Raw genomic sequence first — 20,660 nt, 5'->3', positions numbered from 1 at the left:
CCCGGAAAGCGCGCGCAAGCTAGACAAGGGGGGAGGGCAAGTCAAGCATAGCTATGCGCATATTATCCTTATGAAAAATAAGAGAAAATTTATTCAGCCGCGATGAGTTCTTCCGCACGTGCGAGATCGACAGAGACAAGCTGCGAAACGCCGCGTTCCGCCATTGTGACGCCATAGAGCCGATCCATGCGCGACATGGTGAGCGGATTGTGGGTAATCACGAGGAAGCGGGTCGCCGTGAGGCGGCGCATTTCATCCAGCATCCGGCAATAGCGATCGACATTGGCGTCATCGAGAGGCGCGTCGACTTCGTCGAGAACGCAAACCGGGGCAGGGTTGGACAGGAAGACCGCGAAGATCAGCGCCGATGCCGTCAGGGCCTGTTCGCCGCCGGACATCAGCGACATCCGCTCCATCTTCTTGCCCGGCGGGCAGGCGAAGATTTCAAGGCCGGCTTCCAGCGGGTCATCACTTTCGGTCAGGGCCAGCTCGGCATGGCCGCCTTCAAACAGGGTTTCGAAGAGCTGGCGGAAATGCTGATCGATTCGTTCAAACGCTTCCAACAAGCGTGCCCGGCCTTCCCGCGACAGAGCATCAATGCCCTTGCGCAAGCGATCAATCGCCGCCAGCAAATCATCGCGTTCCCTAACCAGTTCGTCGCGTTTTTCCTGAAGCTCGGTGGCCTCCTGATCGGCGCGCAGATTGACCGCACCGAGGCGTTCGCGCGACTGGCGGGACCCGTCGAGCTTGCGTTCCAGATCATCCAGATCCAGCGTTTCAAAGGCCGGATCAACGCGCTCTGCCAGCACAAGGGCGGTCTCGCCCGTCGCTTCGCGCAGGCGCGAATCGGTTTCGTCGAGGCGTTCATTGGCCGCGGCCAGCCGGGCTTCATCGGCGGCGCGCTTCTCGCGCGCCGTCGAGGCATCGCGCTCGGCCGTGCGGGCGGCACTATCAGCGGCCTTTGCGGCGGTTTCAGCGCCCAGCGCCCGGTCGCGGGCTTCTTCGGCAAGGCGCGCGGCTTCCGCGAGGGCTTCGCCGATCTTGCCCAGACGTTCACGGATTTCGCCTGGCTTCAGACGGGCGGTTTCCAGCGCCTTTCCGGTTTCATTGTGGGCAGTGGTCAATTCATCGAGGCGTGTCGCGGCACTTTGCGCCCGCGTTTGCCATTCATCGCGTTCCTGACCCATTTCCGCGATCCGGCGTTGCCGGTCAGCTGAGGCGCGGGCGAGATCTTCGTAGGCCTGACGGGCCTCATCGAAGACGGCGCGGGCCTGATCGGCGGCCTCACGGGCGGCCGTCAGGTTTTCCTGTGCGGCGGCGAGGCCGGTTTCATCCTGAAGCGAGGCCTCGGCCGTCTTCAATTGTTCGCGGGCGTCCTCGCATTCAGCGGTCAGACGATCGATTTCGGCCGACAGGGCGGCCCGGCGCTCATTGTCGCGGGCGGCTTTCTCCCGGGCGCCGGCGGCTTTCGACTGGGCGTCCCGCGCGGCGCGTTCGGCATCGGCGGCCTGCTGGCGCGTCTTGCGTTCAAATTCGCGGGCCTGTGCCAGGGCAAGGCGGGCTTCATCTACGGCATCGGACGCGGCCGCGGCTTTCTCGTCCAGAGTGGCGGCTTCCTGGCGGGCGGTTTCAAGGCGATTGCGTTGTTCCAGGCGCGCAGCTGCGGCAGAAGGAGCGTCCGCGCGCGAGACATATCCGTCCCAGCGCCAGAGATCGCCCTGCCGCGTGACAAGGCGCTGTCCGGGCAGAAGGTGTTTTGCCAGTTCACTGGCGCTTTGCGAATCGGCAATGCCGATGGCGTCCAGCCGAGCGGTGAGCGCGGCGGGCGCATCGACATATTTCGAAAGCGGCTCACAGCCTCGCGGCAGATCACCGGCTTTTTGCGCCTCTCCGCCCCAATGCCGTGGAGATTCCTCGTTCAGCGAGGCTTCCAGATCATCTCCCAGTGCGGCGCCGAGCGCCTTTTCATATCCGGGGGCTGCGCGCATGGAATCGAGCGCGCGGTCGTCGACATGGTCCTGTTCCAGAAGGCGGGTGAGGGTGGCGATTTCCCGTTCCAGCGCCGAGGCTTCCGATTGAAGCGCGCTCAGAGGTTCAAGCGCCGCCCGTTCCGCCGTTTCGCTCTCAAGGCGCGCGGCCTCGGCGGCGTCGCGTGTATTGCGGGCCGTTTCCACAGCGGCTTCTGCGGCTTCTGCGGCCTTGATGATGGCGGTCAGTTCGCTCTCATCGCCTTCGCCCAGCAGAGCAAAGGACTGATTGGCGCGATCGCGTTCCAGATTGAGGCGGGAGACGCGTTGTTCGGCCTGTGTCCGGTTGCGCGCGGCGGCGTCGCGTTCGGCGCGAATGGCGGCAAAGCTGTTGGACGCATCATCGAGTGCGGATTGCTTTTTCTGCCGCTCGGCATCGCGTTCATCGCGCAATGCAGCGGCTGCTTCCATGGCCGCGGCTTCACCTTCGGCTTCGGCTTCAAGCGCGGCAATGCCGTCCCGGATGCGACTGATGGCGGCCTCGGCGTCCTCACCGATCAGGCCTTCACGCTCGATCTGGGCGGTCAGATCGGCGAGGCGTTGTTCCAGCGACTGTACGTGACGTTCGGCATCGGCGGCATCCCGGTCGAGCGTATCGCGCTCGCGTTCAATGCGGCGCAGGGCGGCGCTGGCTTCGGCTTCGGCCTGACGCAGCGGGTCCAGATCCGCCGCAGATTTCTCGGCGACCAGACTGGCAGAGGCTGCCGCTTCTGCGGCCTGGCTGGCAATGCCGCGCGAGGCGTCCAGCGCTTCGGCTGCGGCTTCTACAGCCGCTTCAGCCTCGCGCCAGCGGCGAAGCCAGAGCGCGGCTTCCAGTCCGCGAATATCAGAAGAGAGTTTGCGATAGCGGGCGGCCTGACGTGACTGACGCTCAAGATCAGCCTGACGCGATTCCAGCTCGTCGATCACATCCTGCAAGCGGTCGAGATTGGTCTCGGCCCCTTTCAGGCGCAATTCGCTCTCATGGCGGCGGGCACGCAGGCCGGACACGCCGGCGGCCTCTTCCAGCACCTTGCGGCGGTTTTCCGGCTTGGCATTGATCAGTTCGCTGATCTGTCCCTGACGGACGAGGGCGGGCGAGTTGGCACCGGTGCCGGCATCGGCAAACAGGAGCTGGACGTCCTTGGCGCGGACTTCCTCGCCATTGACCTTGTAGCTCGACCCGGCCCCCCGCACGATGCGGCGGACCACTTCCAGAATGGTGTTGTCATTGAAGCGGGCGGGCGCGGTCCGGTCTTCATTCGAGATCACCAGCTTGACCTCGGCATGCTCACGCGACGGGCGGGCATCGGTACCGGAGAAGATGACATCTTCCATGCCCGAGCCGCGCAGGGACTTGGCAGAGGTGGCGCCCATCACCCAGCGCAGAGCTTCCAGCAAGTTGGATTTACCGCAGCCATTGGGACCAATCACGCCCGTCAGGCCAGGCTCGATCGAGAGCTCGGTCGAGTCCACAAACGACTTGAAGCCGGTCAGCCTGAGTGAGTTGAATTCCACGCAGTCCCGTCCCTACATGACGGTCCTATGCCGTGTGGCTGCCGTCTGACCCATCCTATTCGCCGGTGTCTTCACCGTGCTCATAGGCCAAATACAGAATGATTCGGCGGAATGTGTCTGCATCATGTGTAGAAGGGACCAGATCGCCATCCAGCATCAATGGCTCGCCATCCACATGATAAACATACGCTAACCCGTCCGGTGTGGGGTCTGTGGTCAACAAATAATTGTTGATAAAAAAGGCCGGAGTGCCGCCCGCGCCGTCTTCAACCGATTGCTGATGCCGCGCCAGCACACGTTGTTGCATGGCTTCATCCTCAATGCAGGCATCTGCTTCCTCTTCAGACAGACCCAGCGCATTCGCCACACGGTAATAGACCGGGGCGGAGCTTTGCTGTTCCTGAACCAGCCCGAAAATCTCGGTCTGTGTCTCGAACAGCAGGTGCAGGGCGTTGAAATACTGGTCGTCCGGCGCGCAGTCCGCGATCATGAAACCGATCGCGGCCAATTGTGGCTGGCCGGTCAGCATTTCCCGATAGATGAAGCGCATTTCGCCGGTCGAGATGAACTCGTCCTGCACCATGGGCCAGACGGTTTCATACCAGGACCGGCAATGCGGACAGGCGACTGAGGCGTATTCCACCATGCGGATCGGCGCATCGACTTCACCGATGGCCCGGTCATCCGGACGTTCTTCGCCCGGATGAGGGGTTTGCGCCGAGGCGTTTCCTGTCAGCAGAAGCGTGCAGAAAGCGAGGGTCAGAAGCCTGAAAGTCATTATTCCTCCGGAGTGTCGGCAGGGGCGACGGTGCCGCCGGATTCAGCGACGAAGTGATCGAGAATACGCACGAAGGTTTCCTGATCCACGGTGGCCGGCACGGTTTCGCCGCCGATCATGAGGGGCGCGTCATTCCAGTAATAGACCAGCTGCCCGCCGGTGCGGTCCGCATCCAGAACATGACCGTTGATGATAAAGCGCGGCGTGCCATCAATGCCGTCTTCGATGGCCTGATTGTGCGCATCGCCAACGGCCTGACGCAGCTCCGCATCGGTGATGCAGGCGTTGAACTGGTCGCGCGTCATCCCGACCGTCTGTGCGATATTCCAGAATTCACCGCGCGCCCCCGTCGGGCTGCCGGCGGCCTGGAAGATGGCTTGTTGCTGATCCATCAGCAGGCCAATGACGTCGAAATAGCGGTCTTCAGGCGCACATCGTGCCAGCATGAAGCCGGCCTGTGCGAGCTGCGGCTGACCCGTCAGCATTTCGCGGAATACAAAGCGGACCTGTCCGGTTTCGACATAGCGCGACTCGATGGTCGGATAGACTTCATCGTGGAAGTCGGCGCAATGCGGACAGGAGGTCGAGGCATACTCAATCAGCGTGACAGGCGCGTTGGTCGATCCGATAGCCCGGTCGCCGGCCCGTTCAAACTGGGTTCCGCCTCCGGACGAGGAGGATCCGCCTCCGCCGCACGCCACGAGAAGGGCAGCCGTAGCAATCGAGGTCAGGGCCAGAGCCCGGCGTGTAAATGTCATTTGTTCATTCTCCGCGTTCGCGGCGCTCATTCGCCCGCTCAAACCGTTTCAGAGCAGAGGATAGCCGCGCATCCGGGTCAATCTCTACCCCTTCACTCATGTCTTTTTTCACTTCGCGGTTCACAACCTTGTGCGAACCCTCCCCCACAGGGCGGGGATTGCCCTGTTTGACGCGCAGGCGTGTCGGAGCCGAATGGCCCGAAAGTGTCTTCAATCGTTCGAGAATTCTCGGTGCATCCGCTTCGATCAGGGCACCGGCCGGACCCTTGGCGATAATGTAGAGCGTGCCGCCGCGAATGGCATCCGGCGCGGTCCATCCGGCCAGCCGGTCGCCAACAATTTCGCTCCAGTGCTCGGCCAGCCGGTCCGTGCCGGGGCCGAATTTCATCGCGAGCGGTTTCAGGATTTTCGCCGCAGCCCGTCCGGCAGGCGGCGCGCCGCGAAAGGCTGGTTTGCCCCTGCGCTTGTTGAGATAGCGCGCGGCCAGAGTCTCCAGAGAGGTAGGGCGTTGTGAGGATGACATGACAATCATCGTTGCCCGAGGACGCGCACAAGACAAGTTTATTCGCCATGAAAACCGAAGCTGATCTTCCCATTGCCGACATGCGCATACGTCTGCTGGACTGGTATGATGCCGAAGGGCGCAGCCTGCCCTGGCGCATTCGCCCGGAAGACCGCGAGAGCGGCCGGGTGGCGGACCCCTATGCCGTGTGGCTGTCGGAGATCATGCTGCAACAGACGACCGTGCCGCATGCGACGCCCTATTATTTCAAATTTCTGGAGCGCTGGCCGGCCGTACAGGATCTTGCCGCCGCCAGCGAGGACGAGGTTTTCGCGGCCTGGGCCGGGCTGGGCTATTATGCGCGAGCGCGCAATCTGATGGCCTGCGCGCGCGTCGTATCCGATGCCGGGGGCGCGTTTCCAAGTGACGAGGCGGCTCTATTGGCTCTGCCGGGGATTGGGCCCTATACGGCGGCGGCGATCCGGGCGGCGGCGTTCGATCTGCCGGCCAGCGTCGTTGACGGCAATGTGGAGCGGGTGATCACGCGGCTGTGCGCCCTGCCTCTGCCGGTCAGGCATTCAAAGCCGGAGATCAAACGCATAGCCGCGGCGCTGGCTTCGCCCGATCGCCCGGGGGATTATGCGCAGGCGAACATGGATCTGGGCGCGACGGTATGCACGCCGCGTTCGCCGTCCTGTCCGTCCTGTCCCTGGCAGACGCAATGCGTCGCCCGCGCGCAAGACAACCCGGAGGCGTATCCCGTCAAGGCAGCCAAAACCGCCAGGCCGCATCGCCAGGCCGTCGGGTTTGCGGTTTTTCGCGGCCCGCAGATCTGGCTGCGCAAACGTCCGCCCAGGGGATTGCTCGGCGGCATGCTGGAAGTGCCCTCGACGGAGTGGTGCCCAGACGTGCTGTCTGATGCCGAGGCAAAAACTCATGCGCCGTTTGCCGCCGACTGGGACACAAGAGGGCAGGTTCGCCACGTTTTCACGCATTTCACGCTGGACCTGCAGATGTGGCGGGCCGAGGCCGCAGATGATTGGGAACCGGAGACAGGCGGCTGGTATGCGGTCAGCGATATGGATCAGCTGGCCTTGCCAAGTCTGATGAAGAAGGCAGTTCGGGCCAGTCTCTAGGCTTCCATTGCGGCGCGGATTTCGGCGCGCAGCGTGTCGATCGGCGTAAAGGTGCCTTTGGTGCGGATATGCCAGAAGGTCCAGCCATTACAGGACGGCGCATTCTGGATCTCGGCACCGACCTTGTGGATCGAACCTTCAATCTTGCCGGACAGGATGGAGCCGTCCGCGCGGACGCGCGCCGTGCGCTTGCCCTTGGAACAATAGAGTGTGTCGCCGGGCTTTACGAGGCCCATCTCGACCAGATTGCCGAAGGGGACGCGCACTTCGGCGCGCTTGGATCTGGTGACGGCGAGCGTTTCAGACGCTGCCGGGCGGATCGCTTCTAGGCGCTCGGTTGCGACCTGTACATAGGCATCCTCGCGCTCAATGCCGATGAATTTGCGGCCCAGGCGCTTGGCCGCGGCGCCTGTCGTGCCGGTGCCGAAAAAGGGATCGAGGACAATGTCACCGGGTGCCGTGGTCGCCAGCAGAACGCGGTGCAGAAGAGCTTCCGGTTTCTGGGTCGGGTGCGCTTTCTTGCCATCGCTGGCCTTGATGCGCTCGCCGCCGGAGCAGATCGGCAGGACCCAGTCGGAACGCATCTGCACACCGTCATTCAGCGCCTTCATGGCGGCATAGTTGAATGTCGGCCGCGCGTCCTTGGTCTTGGCGGCCCAGATCAGGGTCTCGTGCGCATTGGTGAAGCGCGTGCCCTTGAAGTTCGGCATCGGATTGGTCTTGCGCCAGATCACATCATTCATGATCCAGAAGCCCATATCCTGCAGGAAGGTGCCGAGCCGGAAAATGTTGTGATAGGCGCCCATCACCCAGATCGCGCCATTGGGCTTCAGTATGCGCTTGGCTTCTTCCATCCAGGCACAGGAAAACAGGTCGTAATCATCATGATTACCGATCTGGTCCCAGTCATTGTCGACCGCATCGACCTTGGAATTGTCTGGGCGATGCAGATCGCCGCCCAGCTGGAGATTATAGGGCGGATCGGCAAAGACGAGATCAATGCATTCATCGGGCAGGGAGCGCATGATATCCACGCACTCGCCTTGCAGAATCTGATTTACTGGCAGCTTGCCGGTCACTGCTTTACTCCACCCGAATTAACCTTGTTGAGGCCCAGAATCGCGCCTCGGGCCTAACGGGCGGTTAAACGAATGCAGGTTGTCGCATGGGAGAGAAGCTCATCCGGTGGATCGGGCAGGGGCCATGCGCGGCAATGGCGTCGAGATGGGTGCGGGCCCCATAACCCTTGTGGCCTTCAAACCCGTAAGCCGGCCAACGCTGCGCGGCGCGGATCATCAGCTCATCGCGGACGGTTTTGGCAATGATGGAGGCGGCGGAAATACTCGGTTCGAGTGCATCGCCGCCGATGATAAATCTGGCCGCAGCCGGCATTTGATCGGGTGTGCGGTTGCCGTCGATCAGGAATTCGGCTGGCACTTCGCCCAGATTGACGGCCGCCCGGCGCATGGCGACCATGGTTGCCTGCAGGATATTGATGCGGTCAATCTCTTCCGGCTCGGCAATGCCGACGCCGAAGAGGGCGGTTTCGCGAATTTCGCGCGCCAGAGCGATCCGGCGTTTCTCGCTGAGCTTCTTGGAATCGTTCAGCCCGTCGACAGGCTCCCGCAATATCACGGCCGCCGCGACGACCGGCCCCGCCAGCGGACCCCGTCCGGCCTCATCTATTCCGCAAATCGGGCCGTTCAAGTTGTAATCGTACAACTTTGGAAAATCTCTTTATCAAACACGTCCATTTTCGACTACCGAGAATTGGCAAAATTGTTCGCGATTCGATTATTAATCCAAACAATGTAATCGGAGTATATTTGTTGAGAAAGCTGTGACCTATAAACAAGTGTATGAAATGCAATATCACAATAATGACGGTTAATATTGCTAAACCTGTATGAGCTCCATTGGATGGCGCTAGACCATTCATCATCTGGCAATCCAATGTAATTGAAATCGACTCGTTCAGAAATATAATTTATCTCTTCATTGTAAATTTCCAGCATTTCATCGGATTCTGTATTATTATATCGCCCATTGTAAGGATTAATGTCTCGAGTTGATGTATGCAATTCGATCAAGAAATCAAGATCTATTAAATTCCACTTTGCTTCACCCCAGCCATGCCTAGTCATGACCCCGCTCCACATACTGATCGAGGGCGGGCATTCGTCCAGCGGATTTGGGAGAGATAAAATCCGTTGATATTCAGTGTCGCGGAGCCAAACGATATGTTCTGCAGTATGCCTATTCGAATTCGAAAAATAGTATAATAAATATCTTGGTATAATATAATTGTTAACAATGCTAACCGAGCTAATGCCTTCGGTTGAATTTGGAGGTATTGTTGATAGAAGAAATAAGTATAGAGCTGGTTCCTGGTTCTTAATATAATCAATGAATAAGCATCTGGCCGTTTGACAGTTGCTGAGTCCATTCTCCATTCGAAGGTAAATTTCAATTAATGACGGAAAATTCAGGTTATCGTGAATCCCATATACGATCTGAACTGCATTGTCGGTTCCGTAATTGTCGAACCTTTGAATCAGGCGGATCGTTTGGTCTTGAATGTCTACAAAGCTGGCAGTAGATCGCGATGGTGAGGTGGCTCTTAGAAGCGCGGTTTCTGTTGGCAAATGAGCGGAAACAAACTGAATAAAATCCTGCGATGTTCTGATATTAAGTCGACCTGCGTGGCTCAGAGCAGCTACCTGTTCTTCCGGCATATGGCGGGCCAATCTGCCGAAATCGTCCGTACTTCTAGCGGCATCGTCTGCCAACCTAAATACATCAGCAAATTCATCGCCAAAGCGAACTAGCGTGGCCAATGATACTGCACTCCCTGCAGCAACTGCAGCAATCCAGCGCTTCATATTGGAAAACTCCAAGAAGTAATGGTATTAGTGTTTGAAAGTGCGTAGCTTTATACTTTATCTTTCCGTCAGCCCGTGGATTGATTAGCGTTTCTTATCTATAGAATATTGGTCATTTTTAAATATAATATCAAGAACAAACCCCAATTTTGCGGAATTGGTTGGGCGCGGCACTCAAACCCCTCACCCAGACCGCTCATTGCTTCCGCAATTTCGTGCTCTTTCCCTCTCCCTTTTGAAGGGGAGAGGGTAGAGGAAGACGTCCACATTAGTGGGCGGCTTTCGAGGGTGAGGGGTTTAAAACAAACTGCCCTGATTGCCGCGCGAGTGCGAGCCTCGTAGGCGGACACATTCCACCCCTTGATATGCGTCTTAAATCGCGCGGGTTATTCGTCGGTGTTCGCGGGAGGTGCCGGTGTTTCCTTTGGCGGTTTGCGCGTAATGCCCGCCGTCGAATACTTTATCCAGAATATCAGCGCGCCCAGTGGCACCGCGACCCAGACGAGCATGCCCGTTCCCGGAATTTGCTCGAAAGCGGCCCCGAAAAACTTGATGTCGATCAGGCTGAGATGCCAGGAATTAGCCGTCGTCGTGACCCCGGGCGATGCCAGCCAGACATCACCCGTCGTCCAGTTCAACGCGAAGACGGGATATCCAACCAGCATGAGCAAGGTCCAGATAATCCGGCGCTTGATCCGCTTCATGCGGTACATGGCGATCAGCGATCCGATGATGAATAGGGGCATGGCAAACGCCAGAATGCCGAAAACGGCGTGCCAGATAGTGTGGCGCTCGGGTGCATAGGCAGAACTATCCGCCGCCCCGGATTCCACCGTATTGGCCCGCAGCGTGTTGATGGAATAATCGTCGCCCGGTGCGGCAAACAGTCCGATCGTCAGATAGGCAATAGCGGTCTCGTATTCGAGACGGACCACAATCGTCGCGGATCGGGTGCTGCCCGACTGGCCGTCGTTCAAGGATGTGTTGCTGCGCCAATTATAGGAAATGGCCATCGTGCTTTCGGGCTCTCCCTCCGGCAGATGATTGAAAAGGTCAGTTAAACCGGTCCGCGCTGCATCAGCGGAAATGGAGGGAGAGAGGCGCGATTGCACGGCGTCCATGTCCCGCGCGACAACTTCGTCGGTGATGGCGTCGACGCGCGCCTCCATTTCCTCATCCATCATCATCTTGACGATGGGGCCCCAGGCGGTTTCCGAGCAGGACGCCAGAAACACGCACAGAATGATTACGGCGATACGGCGCATATTTGTCTCCCTCTTCTGCGGCAGACTGCCCGGCATCGCGCCAATTGCAACACAAAATTGATCAGAACAGACTGCCCTGATTGCCGCGGGCGAGGGGGCGTTCGAACAAATCACAGCGCAGGCCCGGCCCGCGCGTCTTCAGGCCATAGCGTTCAATCGCGCGGCGGAAACGGTTGGCGAGCAGGCGGGCATAGGGACCATCGCCGCGCTGGCGTTTGCCATAGGCCGAGTCATATTCTTCTCCGCCGCGTGTCTGGCGCACCAGCGACATGACGTGGGAGGCTGAATCCGGCCGCGTGGTCGCCAGCCATTCCTTGAACAGGCCCTTGATCTCCATCGGCAGACGCAACAGCACATAGCCGGCCGAGATGGCACCGGCTTCGGCAGACGCTTTCAATATGGCTTCCAGCTCACGATCATTCAGGGCCGGGATCATCGGCGCGGCCATGACAGTGACGGGTATGCCCGCTTCGCTGAGCGAGCGCACGGTTTCCAGCCGCCTTGAGGGCGTTGCGGCGCGGGGCTCCATGTCTCTCGCCAGCTTGCGATCCAGCGTCGTGATGGAAATGGCGGCGCGGAACAGACCGCGTTTGGCCATTGGCGCAATGATGTCCAGATCACGCAGGATGAGGGCGGATTTGGTGATGACGCTGACCGGATGGCTGAAGGCGGCGCAGACCTTCAGAATATCGCGGGTGATTTCCTCGCGCCGTTCGATCGGCTGATAGCAATCGGTATTGGCCCCGATGACAATCGGGTCGGGCCGGTAATTGCGGTCCAGGAAGGTGCGTTCCAGCAGGCGTGCCGCCTCGGGCTTCTTGAAGATGACGCTCTCGAAATCGAGGCCGGGCGAATAGCCCCAATAGGCGTGGCTGGGCCGGGCATAGCAATAGACGCAGCCATGCTCGCAGCCGCGATAGGGGTTGATCGACTGGTTGAAGGAAATATCCGGCGAATTGTTCCGGGTGACGATGGTGCGTGCGGAATCGATCAGGGTGACGGTGCGCAGCTGCCCCGGCTCCGGGTCGGTGTCGCGCCAGCCATCATCAAAGGGCTCATAGGCCTTGTCCTCGAAGCGATTGGTGCGATTGGAACGCGCACCCCGGCCGCGTGGCTGCAAGGGGGCAGGCAGGGCGTCGCCGGTGAGGTCGGTGTTCAGACAGGGAGGTGTGCGGGGCGCTTTCGACATGACAGGATTATGTTCCTATCATTCGAACAAATCAAGAACGCTTTCTGGTGATTTCCGCACCACCGTCATCGTCAAAATCCACACTCCCGTCGTCCTCCGGCTTGACCGGAGGACCTGAACGTCGAGCGCACTTAATCGAGATCCTCCGGTTAAACCGGAGGACGACGAAGATAAATAATCCGGAGGATGGCAAGAGCAGGCAAACCGGAGGCTGACGGGAGCTAGCTACCCCCCTCCACCTTTTTCACCACTTCCAGCCAGTCGCGCCAGGCACGGGCTTTTTCCTGCGGGCGGCGCAGGAGGAAGGCCGGGTGGAAGATCGGCATGGCGGGAATGTGCTCGCCGGCTTCGCCATCGGCATCCTTGAAACGGTATTCCGACCAGCGGCCGCGCAATTTCATGATGCCGGTCGTGGCGCGGAGCAGGGCCTGCGCCGAAACCCCGCCGGCGAAGACCAGCACTTTCGGCTGCGCCATCGCGATATGGCGTTCGATCAGGGGCAGGCAAACGGCGATTTCGTCGGCTGTGGGGGCATTCATGCCCGCGGGCCGCCAATTAAGGACGTTGGCGAAATAGACGTCGGTTTCCGGATCAAGGCCGGAGGCGCGAATCATCCGGTCGAGCAATTGCCCGGCCTTGCCGACAAAGGGCTTGCCCTGATCGTCCTCATCCCGGCCCGGCGCTTCGCCAACCAGCATGATGGCGGCGTCCGGATTGCCCCGCGCGAAAACCGTATTGCGCGCCGTGCGTTTCAGGGCGCAGCCGTCAAAGGCTTCGATGGCCGCTTTCAATTCGTCCAGCGTTGCGGCTTTGGCGACGGCCCTGCGGGCCTCTTCCGGATCGCCATAGGGCGTTCCGAAGCCGGCGGCCTGTGCCGCCTGCGGTGTCGCGATGGCGGGCTTTTGCGGCGCTTGCAGCGGATCACGCGGGGTTCTGGCGGGGGCCGGATCCGGGGCCAGACGTGCGGGTCTGGCCGGCGGTGCCAGTTCGGCCTCGATGCCCATATCTTCCCACCAGCCGGTAAGGGCTTTGAGGGCGCGGGATCGGGTGTCGGCTTCGGGCATCGTCGGAAACATGCGGCTTTCGGCTGGAATAAGCGGGTTCTGACCCTAGCTGTATATGAACAGCTAAGCTATGACAGATCATAGAGAAAGCGAAGCACTGCGGGGCAAGGAGCAGCACAACATGTCAGACGACGTTCAACGCGAGTCGATGGAATATGACGTCATCATCGTCGGAGCGGGGCCCGCAGGGCTGTCCGCCTCCATCCGGTTGAAGCAGATGGCGGCAGAGGCCGGTGCGGAGATTTCCGTCGCTGTGCTGGAAAAAGGCGGCGAGGTGGGTGCCCACATATTGTCCGGCGTGGTCATGGACCCGAAAGCCCTCAACGAGCTGATCCCGGACTGGCGCGAGCAGGGTTGCCCGCTGGAGACTGAGGTGAAAGACGATATTTTCCTCGCCCTGTCCGAACATTCCAGCTTCCGCTTCCCGAACATCGCCTTCCCGCCCTTCATGTCCAATCATGGCTGCTATACTGGCTCTCTGGGTGCCGTCTGCAAATGGCTGGGCGAGCAGGCCGAGGCGCTGGGCGTCGAGATTTATCCCGGTTTCCCCGCCGCCGAGCTGATCGAGGAAGACGGCGTCATCAAGGGCGTCGTGACCGGTGAATTCGGTGTGGCCCGCGACGGGCATCACAAGGACGCTTACCAGCCCGGCATGGAATTGCGCGGCAAATACACGCTGATCGGTGAGGGCGCGCGCGGATCGCTGGCCAAGCAGCTGATCGGGCAATTCAACCTGTCCGATGGCAAGGAACCGCAGAAATTCGGCATCGGCCTGAAGGAGCTGTGGCGCGTCAAACCGGAAAACCACAAGCCGGGCACAGTCCAGCACACAATGGGCTGGCCGCTGGATAACCAGACGGGCGGGGGCTCATTCCTTTATCACTGGGGCGATAATCTGGTGTCGGTCGGCTATGTCGTGCACCTGAATTACAAGAATCCGTACATCTCTCCGTTCGAGGAGTTCCAGCGGGTGAAAACCCATCCGAAGATCCGCGACCTGTTTGAAGGCGCAGAGCGTCTGTCATATGGCGCGCGGGCCATCACCGAAGGCGGGTTCCAGTCGGTGCCGAAGCTGACCTTCCCGGGCGGCGCGCTGATCGGATGTTCCGCGGGCTTCGTGAATGTCCCGCGCATCAAGGGCAGCCATAACGCCATGAAGACCGGCATGATGGCGGCCGAGCGCGTTTTCGAGGCCGTGCAGGCCGGCCGTGAAGGCGATGAGCTGAGCGGTTATCAGTCGGATTATGATTCCTCCTGGGTCGCCAAGGATCTCAAACTGGTCCGCAATGTGAAGCCGCTCTGGTCGAAATTCGGCACCTTCTTTGGCATCATGCTGGGCGGCATGGATATGTGGATGAATTACATTCTTGGCGGTCTGTCGCTGTTCGGCACGATGCGCCACGGCAAGACCGACGCTGAGTCGCTGGAGCCGGCGGACAAGCACAAGAAGATCGACTATCCCAAGCCGGACGGCGTTTTGACCTTCGACCGCCTGTCATCCGTCTTCATTTCCAACACCAACCATGAGGAGGACCAGCCGGTTCACCTGAAGGTGGCGGATATGGCGCTGCAGAAATCCAGCGAATGGGAGGTCTTTGCCGGGCCGTCGGCACGCTATTGCCCGGCCGGCGTGTATGAGTGGGTCGAGGATGAAAAGTCCGGTGAAATGTCGTTTGTTATCAACGCGCAAAACTGCGTGCATTGCAAAACCTGCGACATCAAGGATCCGAACCAGAATATCAACTGGACCACGCCGGAAGGCGGGCAGGGACCGATCTACTCCAACCTGTAGGCCCGTCCGGCTTGTGTGCAGATTTGTAAGGCGTATCGTGACGGTATGAAGTTTTCAATCTCCCTGCTGATCGGCGCCTCTGCGCTGGCTTTGACCGCCTGCCAGACCACCGCTTCAGACCCGTCCTCGCCCTTTGCCAATGCCGAAGACGAGGGCGTGTCCTCCTATGGCGCGTTTCTGGCCGGACGGTTTGCGGGCACCGCACGTGATGCTGAAGGCGCCGCCGATTACTATGCGACGGCGTGGGAGCTGGAGCCGGAAAGCGCCATTCTGGCCGAGCGGACCTTCTTGTCGGCTGTTTTGTCGGGAGATGGCGATACGGCCATCAATGCGGCGCGGGTCTCGGCCCTGTCGGGCGATGAAACCCGGCTAGCCCGGCTTGTCCTTGCCGCCGACGCCATCGCTGATCAGCGATATACCGAGGCCGCGGACTGGCTGGATGCCGAGCAGCTCGGCCCGTTCAACGAGTTTATTGCTTCGCTGATGTCCGATTGGGCCCGGGCGGGCAGCGGCGATATCGACGGGGCGCTGAGCCGCGCGCGATCTGCCTCTGTCCCCGGTTATGCGGCGGCTTTCCTGACCATGCACCGCGCTTTGCTGGCCGATTATGCCGGCGATGATGTCGCGGCGGATGCGGCCTATCAGGCGGCGATCAGCGACAGCCCGTTCACGCGTATTGCGGTGGCCCAATACGGCGATTTCCTGGTGCGGCAGCGCCGCCGCGAGGATGCCATCGAGTTGTATGACAGCTATCTGCGCCAGAACCCGATCGAGCGCAGCATTACCGAAGCCCGTCGCATTGCCGCGGAGACGCGCCGTGTGCCGCGGCCGATGACCATTCGACAGGCAACGGCCCGGTCCCTCTTCGGCCCGTCGGCGGCGCTGGCGTCTCAAGCCGAGATCGATCTTTCGGTCGTGTATCTGCGCCTTACCAACCGGCTGGATACGGACTATGCCCCGGCCGCCATGCTTCTGGCGGGCGCGCTGGAAAATACCGGCCTGACGGATGCTGCGATTGCGGCCTATAATTCGGTTCCGGATGGCCCGTTCCGCCTGCCGGCGGATATTGACCGCATCTGGTTGCGAGCCACGCAAGGAGATCTTGATACAGCGCTGGACGAGGCGCGCGAGATTTCCGACGAGACCGGCGCGGTGGAAGCCCAGCTGGTCTATGCCGATCTTCTTCGATCATCGGGACAATTCACTCTGGCCGCAGAATTGTACACGCGGGCTCTGGAAGCGCGTGAAGCGCAGGATCTGGTGCCGGACTGGCGCTATTATTATTTCAGGGCCATGTGCTACGAACAGACCGGACGCTGGGCGCAGGCCGAAGCTGATTTCCAGTCGGCCCTGATGATTTCTCCCAACGAAGCCGAAGTGCTCAACTATCTGGGCTATATGTGGGTGATCCGCGACATGAATATCGCCGAAGCCTTCGACATGATCGAGCGGGCCGCAACGATTTCGCCGGATCAGGGGCATATTATCGACAGTCTGGGCTGGGCCCATTATGTGCGCGGCAATTACGAGCTGGCGGTTCAGCATCTCGAGCGTGCGGTGGAACTCTCGCCGGAAGCGCCGACAATCAATTACCATCTGGGCGATGCCTATTGGCAGGTTGGCCGTGAACTGGAAGCGCGTTTCCAGTGGGAACGGGCGCTCGGTCTCGATCCGGATGAGGATGAGCGCGTTGGTCTGATGGCGCGTCTGGCCGGTGAAGCACCGGAAGCCGCCGATATGAGGGTCGCAGACGCGGCGGCCGAAACGCCTTGATCCGGGAATTCGCGGCGGCAAAAGTCAATCTTGCCCTGCGCGTCGGTGCCTTGCGCGATGATGGCTATCATCCGGTCGATTCGATTGTCGTCTTTGCCGATTGGGGCGATGCGCTGAGCGTCGCGCCGGCGGATGATCTGTCCTTGTGCATCAGCGGTCCGCAGGCCGAGGGCTTGTCGCCGGGTGACGACAATCTTGTCACTCGTGCGGTCCGCGCGCTGGCGACAGCCGCCGGACGCGAGGCTGCCGGTTCCATTACGCTTGAAAAGCATATTCCCGCCGGCGCCGGTCTGGGCGGAGGGTCGGCCGATGCTGCGGCGGCCTTGCGCGCATTCAACCGGCTCTGGGAACTGGAGTGGCCGCTGGACATGCTGGCCGGTATCGGGGCGGAGATCGGTTCTGATGTCCCGGCCTGTGTCTGGTCACAGCCTTTGCGGATGACCGGCCGCGGCGAGAGGATTCGTCCCATCGACGCCTGGCCCGACTTTCCCGCCCTGCTCGTCAATCCGAGCCTGCCGGTCGCCACCGGGCCGGTCTTTGCGGCGTTTGACCAAGCGCCTGCCGGTACCGGTGCCGCTTTCCGGCCAACGGCTGATACGGGGATGCAAGCCATCCTCGAATCGCTCCGCGCGGCGACCAATGACCTGACCGATGCCGCGATGTCGGTTCAGCCCGTGATTCGGGATGTTCTGGACACGTTGAGCACTACTGGTGAGCCGGATATGGTTCGCATGTCGGGATCCGGGGCGACGTGTTTTGCGATCTATCCGACGGCAAGCCACCGTGATGCGGCGGCAGCGCCCTTGCAGGCGACAAGGCCGGACTGGCTTGTTCAGCCGGTTGTCTTTTCGGGCGCTTCGGCGATAACGCCCGCATGAGCTCGATCCTGATCCTTTGCTGTTTTGCGCTGTCGCTTGGCGTTTGCTGGCTGGTGAAGCGGGCCGGCGTGCTCGATCATCCCAATCACCGTTCGAGCCATTCGACGCCCATTCCACGCGGTGGCGGGCTGGGCGTGCTCGCCGCGATCAGCCTGGGTCTGTTACTGGCGATGTGGATGGGGCAGGACGTGCGGCCGATCGCGCTGGCCGCGCTGGGCTTTGGCCTGCTGGGAATGGGCGATGACCTTCTGGCGCTGGGCACGCGGCTGAAATTCGTGATCATCGTCGGGCTGGCCAGTCTGGCGGTCTGGATGGCCGGACCGGTGGCCGCGATCGGGATCACGCCGGACATGGCCGTGGCGTTGCCCTGGGTGGTGGGCTTTGCCGGCGCGGTCTTGTGGATATTCGTGGCTTCAAATGCGACCAATTTCATGGACGGATCGGACGGGCTGATCGTTGCCATTTTCATTCCGGTCGGGCTGGGCCTGGGCGTCATCGGCGCAGGCGTGACGTCGATTACGGGGTTTGCGCTGGCGGCGGGACTGGTCGGGTTTTCGATCTTCAACGTGCCGAAAGCCTATCTGTTTCTGGGCGATGTCGGTTCGCTGGCCATCGGCGCGATTGTCGCCGTGGCGGGGTTGCAGCTGATTGAAACACCGACGGATATCTGGCTGTTTCCGCTGCTCATCCTGCCGGTGCTGGCGGATGTGTTGCTGACGCTGGTCGGCAAGGTCAGAAACCGGATCGGTTTCTTGAGCCCGCACCGCACACATGCCTATCAATTGCTGGTCAGGATGAACTGGCCGCACCCGCGCGTGGCGCTGGCCTATCTTGCCGCTTCGTCGGTGTGCGTGGGTCTGGCGCTTGCGGCCAGATTCCTTGGCGGAATGGCACCCTTTGCCGCTTTTATAACCGCCGTCCTCGTGTTGACTGCCCTGCATACGCTGATCCGCCGCAAGGCGGCGAAAGCCGGGCTTGATCTGAAGTGCTGATCAGCTGGCGCGTTGCACGACGAATTCCGCCAGATCGTGCAGGGCGGTTTTCCATTCATTATCCGGGAATATGTCGAGCGCGGCCTGCGCCGTCCGGGCCTTGTCCTCGGCAGTGGCCAGCGTGGATTTCAGCGCATCATGCTTGTGGAGCAATTCGAGCGCAGTCTCGAAGTCGGCATCGGATTGCTCGCCCTCGGACATGACGCGGGCCCAGAAGCGCTTTTCGCTGTCATTGCCCTTCTGCAGCGCCAGAACGACGGGCAGGGTGACCTTGCCTTCGCGGAAATCATCGCCGGTATTCTTGCCGAGCGCCTGTGCCAGTCCGCCATAATCGAGCGCGTCATCGACCAGCTGGAAGGCGAGGCCCAGTTCGCGGCCATAGGTGTCGAGCGCGGCGATTTCTTCTGCCGGGCGCTCCGCGACGATGGCGGAAACCTCAGCTGCGGAGGCAAAAAGAGCCGCGGTCTTGGCCTCGATGATTTCCATGTAGGAGCCGACCGTGGCGTCGATATCGCCCTTGACGGCGAGCTGGCGGACTTCGCCCTCGGCAATGATGCTGGAGGCCTGGGAGAGCGATTTCAGCGCCGCCATGGAGCCGGCATCGACCATCAGCATGAAGGCGCGGGCAAAGAGAAAGTCGCCGACCAGAACGCTGGGCGCATTGCCCCAGACGAGGTTGGCCGGTTTGCGGCCGCGGCGCAGATCGCTTTCGTCCACCACATCGTCATGGAGCAGGGTGGCGGTGTGGATGAATTCGACCGCCGCGGCGAGCTTCAGATGCGCCTCGCCGGAATAGCCGATCATGTTGGCGGCGGCGATGGTGACCAGCGGGCGCACGCGCTTTCCGCCGGCCTCGACCAGATATTTTGCGAGTTTGGGAATCAGGGGCACCGGGCTGCCCATGCGCTCGAGAATGAGTGCATTCACAGCCTTCATCTCGCCATCGGCCAGACGCGCCAGTTTCTCGGCAGCATTGGGCTTTGACGCGACCGCTTCGCCCGCGCGCTCGAGCGCCTGGTTGGCAATTGCGCTGATATCCAAACCGGTTTCCTTCGACAGCCACGGCCCATTAGACTTGAGCGACAATAGAAACGCGAAGACACTGCCGCAAGCTGGCAACGCTGCGCTGATCGTCGCAGCCCATCAAATAGGAGCGATCTGTCCGTGATCGAGGTTTTTCGAACGAATGATCCCGTGGAGCTGAATTTTGCCGAGAATGTCTTGCGGCAGGCGGGACTGGAACCGATTGTTCTGGATAGCGAAACCGCCGGTGCCTATGCCGGGGCGCTGCCCTTCATCAAACGCAGGATCATGGTGATTGACGAGGAAGCCCATCAGGCCAGATCCGCGCTGAAAGTGGCTTTTGACGACTTGCCGGATGACTGAGCCGGTCACGCTTCTGGACGGCAAGGTCATTGCGCGGCAGTCGGACGCCGGTTTCCGCTCCGGGCTGGATGCGGTGTTGCTGGGCGCGTCGATCGACCTGAAGCCGGAACATGTGGGCATTGAGTTTGGTTGCGGATCGGGCGCGGCGATGCTGGTGGCGGCGTATCACAACAGGGTCAGCCGGTTTCAGGGCTTCGATACGGACCCGGTGATGCTGGGCTTTGCCGACGAGAATATCGCGGCAAATGGCTGGACAGATCGCATTGTCGCCTTTCATGCTGATGTCGCCAATCCGGGTCATCTGGGACTGGCGCATCAGGTGTTTTTCAATCCGCCCTATTATGATGATCCGAAGAAAATGGTGCCGCCGAAATTCCAGAAACAGGCTGCCTATATGGGCCATGGGGTACCGCTGGAAACATGGATTAGCCTGGCCAACAAGGTGCTGGTGCCCAAGGGACGCGTGACGCTGGTGCATCGCGCTGACCGGCTCGATGATATTCTGTTGCTGATGAAAAAATGGTTCGGCGATGTCGTGGTCAAGCCGGTCGCGCCCTATGCCGATCAACCGGCCAAGCGCATTCTGGTCTCGGCTCGCAAGGGTGTGCGCGGTCCGATGAAGCTCTTGCCGCCACTGGTTCTACATGATGGCTCCGACCGGAAATACACGGCCGAGGCGGAGTCCATCCTGCGGGGGTCTGACCGGATTGAAGTGCGGTGACATGTGCGTGCTTCGAGGCT

General features: G+C 60.8%; 18 protein-coding genes. 7 read left to right on the top strand and 11 right to left on the bottom strand.

Translation table 11 applies throughout. The features are described from left to right. Nucleotides 1-89 precede the first annotated feature (89 nt). Genes HXX25_RS07950 through HXX25_RS07935 form a run of 4 tightly spaced genes read right to left on the bottom strand, consistent with a single transcriptional unit; the run spans nt 90 to nt 5,583 of the window. Entirely contained in the window at nt 90-3,524 is a 3,435-nt protein-coding gene (locus HXX25_RS07950; protein ID WP_187165406.1) for an AAA family ATPase, read from the bottom strand. A gap of 55 nt (nt 3,525-3,579) precedes the next feature. Next, the gene (locus tag HXX25_RS07945; RefSeq protein WP_187165405.1) at nt 3,580-4,302 is read right to left on the bottom strand and encodes a thioredoxin domain-containing protein; all 723 of its coding nucleotides are present in this window, start codon (nt 4,300-4,302) and stop codon (nt 3,580-3,582) included. Then, entirely contained in the window at nt 4,302-5,060 is a 759-nt protein-coding gene (locus tag HXX25_RS07940; protein ID WP_187165404.1) for a DsbA family protein, read from the bottom strand. Before HXX25_RS07940 ends, HXX25_RS07945 begins: the two co-directional genes overlap by 1 nt. 4 nt (nt 5,061-5,064) lie before the next feature. Continuing rightward, a complete protein-coding gene (locus HXX25_RS07935) occupies nt 5,065-5,583 on the bottom strand; it encodes a DUF721 domain-containing protein (protein ID WP_187165403.1) in 519 nt (172 codons plus the stop codon). Nucleotides 5,584-5,630: 47 nt separating this feature from the next. Here HXX25_RS07935 and HXX25_RS07930 point away from each other — a divergent pair, with 47 nt between their 5' ends. Then, complete coding sequence (locus HXX25_RS07930) at nt 5,631-6,698, top strand: A/G-specific adenine glycosylase (RefSeq protein WP_187165402.1); 1,068 nt, start codon at nt 5,631-5,633, stop codon at nt 6,696-6,698. Here HXX25_RS07930 and HXX25_RS07925 read toward each other — a convergent pair. The 6 genes from HXX25_RS07925 to HXX25_RS07900 all read right to left on the bottom strand — a co-directional run bounded on the left by HXX25_RS07925 (nt 6,695) and on the right by HXX25_RS07900 (nt 13,110). Beyond that, nucleotides 6,695-7,723: a site-specific DNA-methyltransferase gene (locus tag HXX25_RS07925; protein WP_187167788.1), complete on the bottom strand. Its 1,029-nt coding sequence runs from the start codon at nt 7,721-7,723 to the stop codon at nt 6,695-6,697. The genes HXX25_RS07930 and HXX25_RS07925 overlap by 4 nt on opposite strands. Before the next feature lie 118 nt (nt 7,724-7,841). Next, a complete protein-coding gene (locus HXX25_RS07920; RefSeq protein WP_187165401.1) occupies nt 7,842-8,420 on the bottom strand; it encodes a ribonuclease HII in 579 nt (192 codons plus the stop codon). A gap of 38 nt (nt 8,421-8,458) precedes the next feature. Then, nucleotides 8,459-9,580: a hypothetical protein gene (locus HXX25_RS07915; RefSeq protein WP_187165400.1), complete on the bottom strand. Its 1,122-nt coding sequence runs from the start codon at nt 9,578-9,580 to the stop codon at nt 8,459-8,461. Between the two features lie 386 nt (nt 9,581-9,966). After that, nucleotides 9,967-10,845 carry a hypothetical protein gene (locus tag HXX25_RS07910; protein ID WP_187165399.1) on the bottom strand — a complete coding sequence of 293 codons (879 nt, stop codon included), beginning with the start codon at nt 10,843-10,845 and terminating at the stop codon, nt 9,967-9,969. Between the two features lie 61 nt (nt 10,846-10,906). Beyond that, entirely contained in the window at nt 10,907-12,034 is a 1,128-nt protein-coding gene (locus HXX25_RS07905) for a PA0069 family radical SAM protein (RefSeq protein WP_187165398.1), read from the bottom strand. A gap of 221 nt (nt 12,035-12,255) precedes the next feature. Then, complete coding sequence (locus HXX25_RS07900) at nt 12,256-13,110, bottom strand: uracil-DNA glycosylase family protein (protein WP_233346599.1); 855 nt, start codon at nt 13,108-13,110, stop codon at nt 12,256-12,258. A gap of 109 nt (nt 13,111-13,219) precedes the next feature. On the opposite strand from HXX25_RS07900, the gene HXX25_RS07895 reads away from it, so the two are divergent. The 4 genes from HXX25_RS07895 to HXX25_RS07880 are packed head-to-tail and all read left to right on the top strand — an operon-like array spanning nt 13,220 to nt 18,533. After that, complete coding sequence (locus tag HXX25_RS07895; protein ID WP_187165397.1) at nt 13,220-14,890, top strand: electron transfer flavoprotein-ubiquinone oxidoreductase; 1,671 nt, start codon at nt 13,220-13,222, stop codon at nt 14,888-14,890. 45 nt (nt 14,891-14,935) lie between these two features. Further along, on the top strand, nt 14,936-16,663 hold the full coding sequence (locus tag HXX25_RS07890; protein WP_187165396.1) for a tetratricopeptide repeat protein: 1,728 nt from the start codon (nt 14,936-14,938) through the stop codon (nt 16,661-16,663). Continuing rightward, entirely contained in the window at nt 16,660-17,541 is an 882-nt protein-coding gene (locus tag HXX25_RS07885; protein WP_187165395.1) for a 4-(cytidine 5'-diphospho)-2-C-methyl-D-erythritol kinase, read from the top strand. The genes HXX25_RS07890 and HXX25_RS07885 overlap by 4 nt, the downstream gene beginning before the upstream one ends. Next, nucleotides 17,538-18,533 (top strand): glycosyltransferase family 4 protein, encoded by a 996-nt coding sequence (locus HXX25_RS07880; protein WP_187165394.1) that lies wholly within the window; start codon nt 17,538-17,540, stop codon nt 18,531-18,533. The genes HXX25_RS07885 and HXX25_RS07880 overlap by 4 nt, the downstream gene beginning before the upstream one ends. Here the strand turns inward: HXX25_RS07880 and HXX25_RS07875 are convergent, their stop codons facing one another. Next, complete coding sequence (locus HXX25_RS07875) at nt 18,534-19,469, bottom strand: polyprenyl synthetase family protein (protein ID WP_187167786.1); 936 nt, start codon at nt 19,467-19,469, stop codon at nt 18,534-18,536. It lies immediately after the preceding gene. A gap of 228 nt (nt 19,470-19,697) precedes the next feature. On the opposite strand from HXX25_RS07875, the gene HXX25_RS07870 reads away from it, so the two are divergent. Further along, nucleotides 19,698-19,919, top strand: a complete 222-nt coding sequence (locus HXX25_RS07870; protein ID WP_187165393.1) for a DUF2007 domain-containing protein — start codon at nt 19,698-19,700, stop codon at nt 19,917-19,919. Further along, on the top strand, nt 19,912-20,640 hold the full coding sequence (locus tag HXX25_RS07865; RefSeq protein WP_187165392.1) for a tRNA1(Val) (adenine(37)-N6)-methyltransferase: 729 nt from the start codon (nt 19,912-19,914) through the stop codon (nt 20,638-20,640). Before HXX25_RS07870 ends, HXX25_RS07865 begins: the two co-directional genes overlap by 8 nt. Nucleotides 20,641-20,660: the final 20 nt, after the last annotated feature.

This window comes from Hyphobacterium sp. CCMP332 (assembly GCF_014323565.1).
In the GTDB taxonomy this organism is placed as follows: domain Bacteria; phylum Pseudomonadota; class Alphaproteobacteria; order Caulobacterales; family Maricaulaceae; genus Hyphobacterium.
Note: the sequence above shows the minus strand (reverse complement) of the source record. Positions and strands in the feature narration are given on the sequence as shown.

Excerpts from the sequence above, each read along its gene's own strand:
- HXX25_RS07910 (WP_187165399.1), bottom strand. The coding sequence starts at position 10,845 with ATGCGCCGTATCGCCGTAATCATTCTGTGCGTGTTTCTGGCGTCCTGC.
- HXX25_RS07875 (WP_187167786.1), bottom strand. The coding sequence starts at position 19,469 with ATGAAGGCTGTGAATGCACTCATTCTCGAGCGCATGGGCAGCCCGGTG.
- HXX25_RS07915 (WP_187165400.1), bottom strand. The coding sequence starts at position 9,580 with ATGAAGCGCTGGATTGCTGCAGTTGCTGCAGGGAGTGCAGTATCATTG.
- HXX25_RS07865 (WP_187165392.1), top strand. The coding sequence starts at position 19,912 with ATGACTGAGCCGGTCACGCTTCTGGACGGCAAGGTCATTGCGCGGCAG.
- HXX25_RS07895 (WP_187165397.1), top strand. The coding sequence starts at position 13,220 with ATGTCAGACGACGTTCAACGCGAGTCGATGGAATATGACGTCATCATC.
- HXX25_RS07900 (WP_233346599.1), bottom strand. The coding sequence starts at position 13,110 with ATGTTTCCGACGATGCCCGAAGCCGACACCCGATCCCGCGCCCTCAAA.
- HXX25_RS07890 (WP_187165396.1), top strand. The coding sequence starts at position 14,936 with ATGAAGTTTTCAATCTCCCTGCTGATCGGCGCCTCTGCGCTGGCTTTG.
- HXX25_RS07930 (WP_187165402.1), top strand. The coding sequence starts at position 5,631 with ATGAAAACCGAAGCTGATCTTCCCATTGCCGACATGCGCATACGTCTG.
- HXX25_RS07940 (WP_187165404.1), bottom strand. The coding sequence starts at position 5,060 with ATGACATTTACACGCCGGGCTCTGGCCCTGACCTCGATTGCTACGGCT.
- HXX25_RS07935 (WP_187165403.1), bottom strand. The coding sequence starts at position 5,583 with ATGTCATCCTCACAACGCCCTACCTCTCTGGAGACTCTGGCCGCGCGC.
- HXX25_RS07880 (WP_187165394.1), top strand. The coding sequence starts at position 17,538 with ATGAGCTCGATCCTGATCCTTTGCTGTTTTGCGCTGTCGCTTGGCGTT.
- HXX25_RS07945 (WP_187165405.1), bottom strand. The coding sequence starts at position 4,302 with ATGACTTTCAGGCTTCTGACCCTCGCTTTCTGCACGCTTCTGCTGACA.
- HXX25_RS07905 (WP_187165398.1), bottom strand. The coding sequence starts at position 12,034 with ATGTCGAAAGCGCCCCGCACACCTCCCTGTCTGAACACCGACCTCACC.
- HXX25_RS07925 (WP_187167788.1), bottom strand. The coding sequence starts at position 7,723 with ATGCGCTCCCTGCCCGATGAATGCATTGATCTCGTCTTTGCCGATCCG.